We start from the raw sequence: 11,366 nt of genomic DNA on the forward strand, positions 1-11,366 counted from the left end.
CAGAACTGGAGGACCACGTGCCCGACCACCCCGCACCCGGGCGGGCGCTGCCCGACGCCACCGGCCATTTCGACCGCTTCGGCGGCAAGTTCGTCCCCGAGGCGCTGCACGCCGCCCTCGGCGAGCTCGAGCAGGCCTTCACCGAGGCCTCGGCCGACCCCGGCTTCGCCGCTGAGCTGGACGACCTGCGCCGCAACTACACCGGCCGTCCCAGCCCGCTCACCGAGCTGACCCGCTTCGGCGCCACCGCCGGCGGCGTCACCGTGGTGGCCAAGCGGGAGGACCTCAACCACACCGGTTCGCACAAGATCAACAACGTCCTCGGCCAGGCCCTGCTGGCCCGCCGGATGGGCAAGCGGCGGCTGATCGCCGAGACCGGCGCCGGTCAGCACGGGGTGGCCACGGCCACCGCGGCCGCCCTGTTCGGGATGGACTGCACCGTCTACATGGGCAAGGTGGACACCGACCGCCAGGCCCTCAACGTGGCGCGCATGCAGCTGCTCGGCGCGGAGGTGGTGGCGGTCGAGGCCGGCAGCCGCACCCTCAAGGACGCGATGAACGAGGCCATGCGCGACTGGGTCGCCTCGGTCGACCACACCCACTACCTGATCGGCACCGTCGCGGGCCCGCACCCGTTCCCCTGGCTGGTCCGGGAGTTCCAGCGGGTGATCTCCACCGAGGCCCGCGCCCAGGTGCTGGAGCGCTACGGCCGGCTGCCCGACGTCGTCGCGGCCTGCGTCGGCGGCGGCTCCAACGCCATGGGCACCTTCGCGGATTTCATCGACGACGCCGACGTGCAGCTCTACGGCTTCGAGGCCGGTGGTGAGGGCGTGGACACCGACCGGCACGCGGCCACCATCAGCGGCGGCGGTGTCGGCGTGCTGCACGGCATGCGCACCTACGTGCTGATGGACGAGGACGGCCAGACCCGGGAGTCGCACTCGATCTCGGCCGGTCTGGACTACCCGGGTGTCGGACCCGAGCACGCCTGGCTGGCCGACGCCGGCCGGGCCCGCTACCGCGCGGTCACCGACACCGACGCGATGGAGGCGCTGCGCACGCTCACCCGCACCGAGGGGATCCTGCCGGCGATCGAGTCCGCGCACGCCCTCGCCGGGGTGCAGCAGCTGGGCCGGGAGTGGGCCGAGCGCGGCACCGGCGAGCCGCCGCTGGTGCTGGTCTGCCTCTCCGGGCGCGGCGACAAGGACGTGACCACCGCCGTCTCCTGGTTCGGCCTGGACGGCTCGGCCGACAAGACCACGGGAGGCGACGCGTGACCACCCAGCCGCAGACCGACCGGCTCGGTCACACCGGACGGGTGCTGGCCGCCTGCCGCGACGCCGGACGTCCCGCCCTGGTGGGCTACCTCCCGGTCGGCCACCCGGACGTCGCCACCTCGGTGGCCGCGATGACCCGGATCACCGGCACCGACGAGCGGCCCGGCGTCGACCTGGTCGAGATCGGCATGCCGTACTCCGACCCGGTGCTCGACGGGCCCACCATCCAGACCGCCACCACCCGGGCGCTGGCCCGCGGGGTGCGCACCCGCGACGTCTTCACCGCTGTCGAGGCGGTCGCCGCGACCGGCACCCCGGCGCTGGTGATGATCTACTGGAACCTCGTCGAGCAGTACGGCGTGGACGCCTTCTGCCGCGACCTCGCCGCGGCCGGCGGGGCGGGGCTGATCACCCCCGACCTCACCCCCGACGAGGCCGGGCCCTGGCTGGCCGGCTCGGACGCCCACGACCTCGACCGGGTGTTCCTGGTCGCCCCCTCCAGCACCGACCAGCGGCTGGCCGACACCGTCGCGGCCTGCCGCGGCTGGGTCTACGCCGCCTCCGTGATGGGGGTCACCGGCACCCGCGACCAGACCTCGGCCGCCGGTCGGGAGCTGGTGGCCCGGCTCCGCGCGCACGACCCGGAGACCATGGTCGGCGTCGGGCTCGGCGTCTCCAACGGTGCCCAGGCGGCCGAGGTCGGCAGCTACGCCGACGCGGTCATCGTCGGCTCCGCGCTGGTGCGCACCCTGGTGGACGCCGACGACGCCGGACGTCCCGACGACCTCAGCGCGCTGGAGGCCGTGGTCGACGACCTGGCCGCCGGGGTGCGGTCCCGGACGGGCGCTGCCGGGCGGTGAGACCGACGCCGACGTGGACCGCGCCCGGGCTGCTCAGGGCCGTGGTCGCCGTCCTCGTCTGCGGGTGGTGTCTCGGGCTGGGCGGCTGCCAGGCCGGCCACGGCCCGGAGAAGGGCAGCCACCACTACTCCGCCCGGGTGCTGACCGAGGGCTACCCGGTGCCGTCGGTGACGCTGACCGACACCCGCGGCCAGGCCTTCGACCTGCAGACCTCGCCGTCGCGACCGGTGACGCTGTACTTCTTCGGCTACACCAGCTGCCCGCAGCACTGCAGCGAGGTGCTGAGCACGGTCGCCGAGGCCCGGCACCTGCTGCCCGACCCCGACAAGGTGCAGGTCGTGGTGGTGAGCATCGACCCCGAACGCGACACCGGGGAACGGCTGGAGGCCTACCTCGACCGGTTCGACCCCGCCTTCATCGGCCTGCGCGGCGAGCTGGAGGTGGTGCGGACGGCCGCCGAGCAGCTGGGGGTGGAGATCGGGCCGCGGCACCCGGTGGCCGACGGCTACGAGATCGCCCACGGGACCCAGGTGGTCGGCGCCGACCGCGACCACCGGGCCCGGCTGGTGTGGCTGGAGGACGTCACGGCCGAGCAGCTGGCCGACGACCTGGAGCACTTCCTGGAGGAGCAGCAGTGAGCAGTCGCAAGCGTCCCGGCACGGCCCGGCCGGAGTCGGCCCGCAACGCCCGGTTGCGGGCCGAGGCCGCCGCCCGGCAGGCCGAGACCCGTCGCCGGCGCCGTCGCCAGCTGGTCGTGCTGCTGGCCGCCGGTGTGCTGGTGGTGGTCGGCGTGGTGGGCGTCAGCCTCGCCCTGCAGAACCGATCCCGCGAGCTGGTGGTGCCGAGGACCGTGCCGGCCGCCGAGCTGACCCCGCAGGTGGTGACCCCGGGCCAGCCGGTGGCCCTCGGACCCGCGACGGCGCCGCACACCGTGCGCGTGTGGCTCGACTTCGGCTGCCCGCACTGCGCCGACTTCGCCACCGCCTACGACGAGGTGCTCGGCGCGGCCGTCGAGGAGGGCCGGGCGCGGGTGGAGCTGATGCCGCTGACCTTCGTCGACCCGCCGTCGTCGGAGCGCGCCGCCACCGGCTTCGTCTGCGCCGCCGAGACCGGGATGGCCGGGGCCTACCACGACGCGCTGTTCGCCAACGCCGGCGGCAGCGGGTGGACCGAGGAGTCGCTGGTCCAGCTCGCCGAGCAGGTCAGCCCCGGCACCGGTCCCGCGGTCGCGGAGTGCCTGCAGCGCGGCCAGCAGGAGTACCTCGACTCCGTCGACCAGGCCGCCGACGCCGCCGGGGTGGAGCAGACCCCCACCGTGCTGCTCGACGGCACCGCGCTCGACCTCGCCACCACCGACCCCGCCTCACTCGAGGCGCGACTGCAGGAGACGCCGTGAGCCCGCTGTTCATCCCCAGCCCGCCGACCGGTGTGTGGGAGGTCTTCGGCTTCCCGGTCCGGGCCTACGCCCTGTTCATCCTGCTCGGCATCGTGGTGGCCTGGGTGGTCGGCTCCCGGCGCTGGCGGGCTCGCGGCGGTGACCCCGAGACGCTGGAGACGGTCGTGCTGGTGGCGGTGCCGATGGGCATCGTCGGCGCCCGGATCTACCACGTCATCACCGACGCCCAGCTCTACTTCGGCCCCGGCCGCGACCCGGTCCGCGCGCTCTACATCTGGGAGGGCGGTCTGGGCATCTACGGTGCCGTCGCCCTCGGCGCGGTCGGCGTCTGGCTGGTGGCCCGCCGGCGGGGTGCCAGCTTCCTGGCGATCGCGGACGCGCTGGCCCCGGGCGTGGTGCTGGCCCAGGCCATCGGGCGGCTCGGGAACTACTTCAACCAGGAGCTGTTCGGCCGGCCCACCACGCTGCCCTGGGCGCTGCAGATCGACCCCGAGCACCGCCCGGCCGGCTACGAGGAGTTCGCGACCTTCCACCCGACCTTCCTCTACGAGCTGCTCTGGAACGTCGGCGTCTTCCTCGTGCTCGTCTGGGCCGGCAAGCGGTTCGCGCTGGGACGGGGCAAGACCTTCGCCCTCTACGTGACGCTGTACAGCCTGGGCCGGTTCTTCGTCGAGGCGGTGCGGATCGACCCGGCCAACGAGTTCGGCGGGATCCGGCTGAACAACTTCACCTCGCTGGCGATCATGCTGGCCGCCCTGGCCTGGTTCGTCTGGCTGCTGCGCCGCCGGCCCGGGCTGGAGGAGTCGGTCGAGCCTGGACGCGAGGCCCGCGAGGCGGAGGACGACGAGGCGGCCGAGCCGGCCGAGCGGGTGGAGGAGCCGCGTCCGCGCCGCTCTGCCGGCACCGCCGACGCCGGGGGCGGCGCGCCGCCCGAGGAGCAGCCGGACGCCGCGGGCTCCGACGAGGAGGGTCCCCGTCGGACGCAGCGGCCGGAGGCCTGAGGTGGAGGTGGGCTTCACCGGCACCGTCTTCCAGTGGCGCGGGCCGTCGCCGTTCTACTTCGTCGACGTCGGCGAGGAGGCTGCCGACGCCATCGGCACCGTCGCGGCCTCGGTCACCTACGGCTGGGGGGTGATCCCCGTCACCGCCCGGATCGGCGCCACCGCGTGGACCACCTCGCTGTTCCCGCGGGACGGGAGCTACCTGCTGGGCCTCAAGGACGCGGTACGCCGCGCGGAGGGCGTCACCGACGGCGCTGTGGTCAGCGTCACGCTGCGCCTGGAGGTGTAGTCCGCGGCCGTCACCGTGGCTCTGGGAGGGGTCGTCTGCACCTATACTGACCGGCGTCCGTGACCCACCACCGAGGAGGCGCAGTGAACCGCACCATCGTGCACCTGCTGGCGCTGACGGCGGTGGCCCTCACGGTGGCCGTCGGCACGACCGGTGCCGCGGCCTCCGCCGGAGGGGTCGCGCTCGCGGTCCTCGCCGGCGCCGTCCTGCTCACGAGGCGCCACCTGTTCGACTCCGGTTCCCGGGGCCCGAAGCCGGAGCCCGTACCCGTCCGGGTACGGGTGGACGGTCGTCGCCCCCGCTGACCGCACCCACCACCAGACCGATCCACACGACGACGTGGTGGGCGCCCGCCTGCCTGTCCGTCATGTGGGAACACGTTCCCACGATCCAAGACGCCCTGGGTTAGGCTCCTCAGCCGCGCAGGGCCCACCGCCGGATCGGGGTCCTCCAGAGGGGAGACGAGATGACGCACCAGGTCCGAGGAGAGCTCACCACCTCGACCGCTCACGGCTTCCGTGAGCAGCGCCCCGCCGCCCAGGGGCTGTACGACCCGGCCCACGAGCACGACGCGTGCGGGGTCGCCTTCGTGGCCCAGCTCAGCGGCGAGGCCAGCCACGAGATCGTGCAGAAGGGCCTGGAGGCCCTGCGCAACCTCGACCACCGTGGCGCCACCGGCGCGGACAAGGCCGCCGGTGACGGCGCCGGCCTGCTGGTCCGGGTGCCGGACGCCTTCCTGCGCGCGGTCTGCGACTTCGAGCTGCCCGAGGCCGGCGCCTACGCCGTCGGGATGGCCTACCTGCCGCGCGAGGACGACGCCCGCAGCCGGGCCCGGGCCGCGATCGAGGCGCTGGCCGACGACGAGGGCCTGGAGGTCCTCGGCTGGCGCGTGGTGCCGGTCGAGCCCGGCACGCTCAGCCCGATCTCCACGGCCAACATGCCCCACTTCGAGCACCTTGTGGTGCGTTCGCGCGGCGGCCACACCGGCATCGAGCTGGACCGGATGGCCTTCTGCCTGCGCCGTCGCGCGCAGAACCAGGTCGGGGTCTACTTCCCCTCGCTGTCGGCCCGCACCCTGGTCTACAAGGGCATGCTCACCCCCGACCAGCTGGGCGAGGTGTTCCCCGAGCTCGGCGACGAGCGGCTGGCCTCCCCGCTGGCGCTGGTGCACTCGCGCTTCTCCACCAACACCTTCCCGGCCTGGGAGCTGGCGCACCCGTACCGGATGATCGCCCACAACGGCGAGATCAACACCGTCCGCGGCAACCGGAACTGGATGCGGGCCCGGGAGGAGCTGCTGGCCTCCGACCTGATCCCGGGCGACCTGAGCCGGCTCTACCCGATCTGCAGCGACTCCGCCTCGGACTCGGCCTCCTTCGACGAGGTGCTGGAGCTGCTCCACCTCGGCGGGCGCTCGCTGCCGCACTCGGTGCTGATGATGGTGCCCGAGGCGTGGGAGAACAACGTCGAGATGGCCCAGGAGATCAAGGACTTCTATGCCTTCCACTCGTCGCTGATGGAGCCGTGGGACGGCCCGGCGGCGATCTGCTTCACCGACGGCACCCAGATCGGTGCCTGGCTGGACCGCAACGGCCTGCGTCCCGGGCGCTACTGGGTCTGCGACGACGGCCTGGTGGTGCTGGCCTCGGAGAGCGGCGTGCTGGACGTCCCGGCGTCCAAGGTGACCGCCAAGGGCCGGCTCAAGCCCGGCCGGATGTTCCTGGTCGACCTGGACCAGCACCGGATCATCGGTGACGACGAGATCAAGTCCGAGCTGGCCGGTGCCGAGCCGTACGGGGAGTGGCTGCGCTCGCGGGTCAGCCTCAACGACCTGCCGCCGCGTGAGCACACCGTGCACAGCCACGCCTCGGTCACCCGACGCCAGCAGGTGTTCGGCTACACCGAGGAGGACCTGCGCCTGCTCATCGCGCCGATGGCCAGCACGGGTGCGGAGCCGATCGGTTCGATGGGCACCGACACCCCGCTGGCGGTGCTGTCGCAGCGGCCGCGCCTGATCTTCGACTACTTCAGCCAGCTGTTCGCGCAGGTGACCAACCCGCCGCTGGACGCCATCCGCGAGGAGCTGGTCACCTCGCTGTCCGGCACCCTCGGCCCCGAGCGCAACCTGCTCGCCCCCGAGGCCGCCTCCTGCCGCCAGCTCGTGGTGCCGTTCCCGGTGCTGGACAACGACGAGCTGGCCAAGGTGCTGCACGTGCACCGCTACGGCAACCTGCCCGGTTTCGCCACCCACACCGTCCGCGGCCTGTACCGCGTCGACGGCGGGGGAGAGGCGCTGCGGGAGGCGCTGGACGAGGCCTGCCGCCGGGCCAGCGAGGCGATCGCCGCCGGCGCCCGGATCATCCTGCTGTCGGACCGCCACTCCAACGCCGAGCTGGCCCCGATCCCGTCGCTGCTGCTCACCGCCGCGGTGCACCACCACCTGGTGCGCGAGAAGACCCGCACCCGGGTCGGGCTGGTGGTCGAGGCCGGGGACGTCCGCGAGGTGCACCACGTCGCGCTGCTGCTGGGCTACGGCGCGGCCGCGGTCAACCCGTACCTGGCCTTCGAGAGCGCGGAGGACCTGGCCCGCAACGAGGTCTACGTCAAGACCGAGTCGACGACCGCCGTCCGCAACGTCGCCAAGGCGCTCGGCAAGGGCGTGCTCAAGGTGATGAGCAAGATGGGCGTGTCCACCGTCGCCTCCTACACCGGCGCGCAGATCTTCGAGGCCTACGGGCTGTCGGCGGAGCTGGTCGACCGCTACTTCACCGGCACCACCTCCAAGATGGGTGGCATCGGGCTGGACGAGGTGGCCGAGGAGATCCGCCGCCGCCACGCCACCGCCTACCCGGCCGACGGCATCCCGCTGGCCCACCGCGAGCTCGAGATCGGGGGGGAGTACCAGTGGCGCCGCGAGGGCGAGCCGCACCTGTTCGACCCCGAGTCGGTGTTCCGCCTGCAGCACTCCACCCGCCAGGGCCGCTACGACGTGTTCAAGCAGTACACGGCCCGGGTCGACGACAACGCCGCCCGGCAGATGACCCTGCGTAGCCTGCTCCGCTTCCGCACCGACCGCACCCCGGTGCCGGTCGAGGAGGTCGAGCCGGTCAGCGAGATCGTCAAGCGGTTCTCCACCGGCGCGATGTCCTACGGGTCGATCTCGCAGGAGGCGCACGAGACGCTGGCGATCGCGATGAACCGGCTGGGCGGCAAGTCCAACACCGGTGAGGGCGGGGAGGACAGCGACCGGCTGCACGACCCCGAGCGGCGCAGCGCCATCAAGCAGGTGGCGTCGGGGCGCTTCGGCGTCACCTCGGACTACCTGACCAACGCCGACGACATCCAGATCAAGATGGCCCAGGGCGCCAAGCCCGGTGAGGGCGGTCAGCTGCCCGGGGCGAAGGTCTACCCGTGGGTGGCCCGGACCCGGCACTCCACGCCCGGCGTGGGGCTGATCTCGCCGCCGCCGCACCACGACATCTACTCCATCGAGGACCTCAAGCAGCTCATCCACGACCTCAAGTGCGCGAACCCGTCGGCGCGGGTGCACGTCAAGCTGGTCGCCGAGGTGGGCGTCGGGACGGTCGCCGCTGGTGTGGCCAAGGCCAAGGCCGACGTGGTGCTGGTCTCCGGCCACGACGGCGGCACCGGCGCGGCCCCGCTGACCTCGCTCAAGCACGCCGGCGGACCGTGGGAGCTCGGCCTGGCCGAGACCCAGCAGACGTTGATGCTCAACGGGCTGCGCGACCGCATCGTCGTGCAGTGCGACGGTCAGCTGAAGACCGGCCGGGACGTCGTCATCGCCGCCCTGCTGGGTGCGGAGGAGTTCGGCTTCGCGACCGCGCCCCTGGTGGTCAGCGGCTGCGTGATGATGCGGGTCTGCCACCTCGACACCTGCCCGGTGGGGGTGGCCACCCAGAACCCCGACCTGCGGGCGCGCTACACCGGCAAGGCCGAGTACGTGGTGAACTTCTTCGAGTTCATCGCCCAGGAGGTGCGCGAGCACCTGGCCGCCCTCGGGTTCCGCTCCATCGACGAGGCCGTCGGCCACGTCGAGGCGCTGGACGCCTCGGGTGCGGTCGACCACTGGAAGGCGCACGGGCTCGACATCTCGCCGATCCTGCACGCGCCGGCCGTCGGCTCCCCGCGGCACCGGGTCACCACCCAGGACCACGGGCTGGAGCACAAGCTGGACATGCGGCTCGTCGAGTTCGCCCAGCCGGCGCTCGAGGCGGCCCGGCGCGGGGAGACCCCGACCCCGCTCAGCGGGGAGTTCGCGGTCCGCAACGTCGACCGCACCGTCGGCACCATCCTCGGTCACGAGGTGACCAAGGCCACCGGTGGCGAGGGCTTCGCCGACGACACCATCGAGCTGCGGCTGACCGGCTCGGCCGGGCAGAGCCTCGGGGCGTTCCTGCCCCGCGGGATCACCCTGCGGCTCAGCGGGGACTCCAACGACTACGTCGGCAAGGGGCTCTCCGGCGGCCGGATCGTCATCTTCCCCGAGCGCGGCGCCGGCTTCCTCGACGAGCACTCCGAGACCGCCGGTGCGGAGGAGCAGATCATCGCCGGCAACGTCATCGGCTACGGGGCGACCGCGGGCGAGATCTTCATCCGCGGCCAGGTGGGCGAGCGGTTCTGCGTCCGCAACTCCGGGGCCACCGCGGTCGTGGAGGGCGTGGGCGACCACGGCTGCGAGTACATGACCGGAGGGGTGGCGGTGGTGCTCGGCGACACCGGGCGCAACTTCGCCGCCGGCATGTCGGGCGGCGTCGCCTACGTCATCGACATGCGTCCGGAGCGGCTCAACACCGAGCTGGTCGACGCCTGCGCCCTGGACGCCGACGACGTCACCCGCGTCCGCGAGCTGCTCCAGCGCCACCTGGACGAGACCGGTTCGCCGACCGCGGCCCAGCTGCTGTCCGACCCGTCGGGCAGCGTGGTCGCCGAGCGCTTCACCAAGGTCCTGCCCCGCGACTACGCCAAGGTCATGGCCGCCCGGATCGCCGCCGAGGCCGACGGCCTGAGCGAGTCCGACACCACCCGCAAGATGATGGAGGCCGCTCATGGCTGACCCCCGAGGTTTCATGACCACGCCCGCCCAGGGCGCCGCCCGGCGTCCGGTGCAGGAGCGGATCAAGGACTGGAACGAGGTCTACCCCGGTGGTCCGGGCAAGGCCCTGCTGCCGATCATCAGCGACCAGGCCGGGCGCTGCATGGACTGCGGCATCCCCTTCTGCCACACCGGTTGCCCGCTGGGGAACCTCATCCCGGAGTGGAACGACTTCGTCTGGCGGGGGGAGTGGGAGCAGGCGCTGGAGCGGCTGCACGCCACCAACAACTTCCCCGAGTTCACCGGACGGCTCTGCCCGGCCCCGTGCGAGACGGCCTGCGTGGTCGGCATCTCCCGCGACCCGGTGACGATCAAGAACGTCGAGGTCTCGATCATCGACAAGGGGTGGGAGGACAAGCGTGTCCGCCCCGAGATCCCCGACTGGCACACCGGCAAGACGGTGGCCGTGATCGGCTCCGGCCCGGCCGGGCTGGCCGCGGCCCAGCAGCTCTCGCGGGCCGGCCACACGGTGGCGGTGTACGAGCGTGCCGACGCCCCCGGCGGTCTGCTGCGCTACGGCATCCCCGAGTTCAAGATGGAGAAGGCGGTCCTGGACCGCCGGATCAAGCAGATGAAGAACGAGGGGACGATCTTCCGCTCCGGCGTGGACGTCGGTGTGGACATCACCGGTGAGCAGCTCAAGGAGCGCTACGACGCCGTCGTGCTGGCGATCGGCTCCACCAAGCCGCGCGACCTGCCGGTGCCCGGCCGCGAGCTCGGCGGCATCCACCAGGCGATGGAGTTCCTGCCCCAGGCCAACCGGGCCGCGCTCGGCCAGCACGTCGAGAACCAGATCACCGCCAAGGACAAGCACGTGGTGATCATCGGCGGTGGCGACACCGGCGCGGACTGCCTGGGCACGTCCACCCGCCAGGGCGCGAAGTCGGTCACCCAGCTGGAGATCATGCCCCAGCCGCCGGAGGAGCGCCCCGGGCACCAGCCGTGGCCGACCTACCCGATGATCTACCGGGTGTCCTCGGCCCACGAGGAGTTCGGCGAGCGGGTCTACGCCAGCTCGACCTCGGAGTTCGTCGGCGAGGACGGCAAGGTCACCGCGCTGCGGCTGACCGAGGTGAAGTTCGAGGCCGGGCGGTTCGTCCCGGTCGAGGGCACCGAACGGGAGATCCCGGCCGACCTGGTGCTGCTGGCGATGGGCTTCACCGGCCCGGAGACGCACACCGTGGTCGAGCAGCTGGGCTGTGAGCTGGACGAGCGCGGCAACATCGCCCGCGACGAGAACTACGCCACCAACGTGCCCGGCGTCTTCGCCTGCGGCGACGCCGGTCGCGGGCAGTCGCTCATCGTCTGGGCGATCGCCGAGGGCCGCTCCTGCGCCAACGGCGTGGACGCCATGCTCAGCGGCGCGTCCAAGCTGCCCCGCCCGATCGGCCCGCACGTCCGACAGATGATGGCCTAGGGCCCGACGCAAG

The 11,366-nt window shown here is 72.8% G+C and carries 9 protein-coding genes; all 9 read left to right on the forward strand.

The window, feature by feature from the left end:
• Window positions 1-17 precede the first annotated feature (17 nt).
• The 9 genes from trpB (at window position 18) to DT076_RS01200 (ending at window position 11,353) form a co-directional block, all read left to right on the forward strand.
• Window positions 18-1,277: a tryptophan synthase subunit beta gene (trpB, locus tag DT076_RS01160; RefSeq protein WP_114124811.1), complete on the forward strand. Its 1,260-nt coding sequence runs from the start codon at window positions 18-20 to the stop codon at window positions 1,275-1,277.
• Window positions 1,274-2,137, forward strand: a complete 864-nt coding sequence (gene trpA / locus DT076_RS01165; protein ID WP_114124812.1) for a tryptophan synthase subunit alpha — start codon at window positions 1,274-1,276, stop codon at window positions 2,135-2,137. Before trpB ends, trpA begins: the two co-directional genes overlap by 4 nt.
• Window positions 2,134-2,775 (forward strand): SCO family protein, encoded by a 642-nt coding sequence (locus tag DT076_RS01170; protein ID WP_114124813.1) that lies wholly within the window; start codon window positions 2,134-2,136, stop codon window positions 2,773-2,775. The genes trpA and DT076_RS01170 overlap by 4 nt, the downstream gene beginning before the upstream one ends.
• Entirely contained in the window at window positions 2,772-3,533 is a 762-nt protein-coding gene (locus tag DT076_RS01175; RefSeq protein ID WP_158548012.1) for a DsbA family protein, read from the forward strand. The genes DT076_RS01170 and DT076_RS01175 overlap by 4 nt, the downstream gene beginning before the upstream one ends.
• A complete protein-coding gene (gene lgt / locus DT076_RS01180) occupies window positions 3,530-4,534 on the forward strand; it encodes a prolipoprotein diacylglyceryl transferase (RefSeq protein WP_114124815.1) in 1,005 nt (334 codons plus the stop codon). The genes DT076_RS01175 and lgt overlap by 4 nt, the downstream gene beginning before the upstream one ends.
• A gap of 1 nt (window position 4,535) precedes the next feature.
• Window positions 4,536-4,823 (forward strand): DUF1905 domain-containing protein, encoded by a 288-nt coding sequence (locus tag DT076_RS01185; RefSeq protein WP_114124816.1) that lies wholly within the window; start codon window positions 4,536-4,538, stop codon window positions 4,821-4,823.
• A gap of 83 nt (window positions 4,824-4,906) precedes the next feature.
• Window positions 4,907-5,128, forward strand: a complete 222-nt coding sequence (locus DT076_RS01190; RefSeq protein ID WP_114124817.1) for a hypothetical protein — start codon at window positions 4,907-4,909, stop codon at window positions 5,126-5,128.
• A gap of 161 nt (window positions 5,129-5,289) precedes the next feature.
• Complete coding sequence (gene gltB / locus DT076_RS01195) at window positions 5,290-9,897, forward strand: glutamate synthase large subunit (RefSeq protein ID WP_114124818.1); 4,608 nt, start codon at window positions 5,290-5,292, stop codon at window positions 9,895-9,897.
• A complete protein-coding gene (locus tag DT076_RS01200) occupies window positions 9,890-11,353 on the forward strand; it encodes a glutamate synthase subunit beta (RefSeq protein ID WP_114124819.1) in 1,464 nt (487 codons plus the stop codon). Before gltB ends, DT076_RS01200 begins: the two co-directional genes overlap by 8 nt.
• Window positions 11,354-11,366 lie beyond the last annotated feature (13 nt).

It is taken from the genome of Desertihabitans brevis, from assembly GCF_003327535.1.
GTDB classification, from domain to species: Bacteria; Actinomycetota; Actinomycetes; order Propionibacteriales; family Propionibacteriaceae; genus Desertihabitans; species Desertihabitans brevis.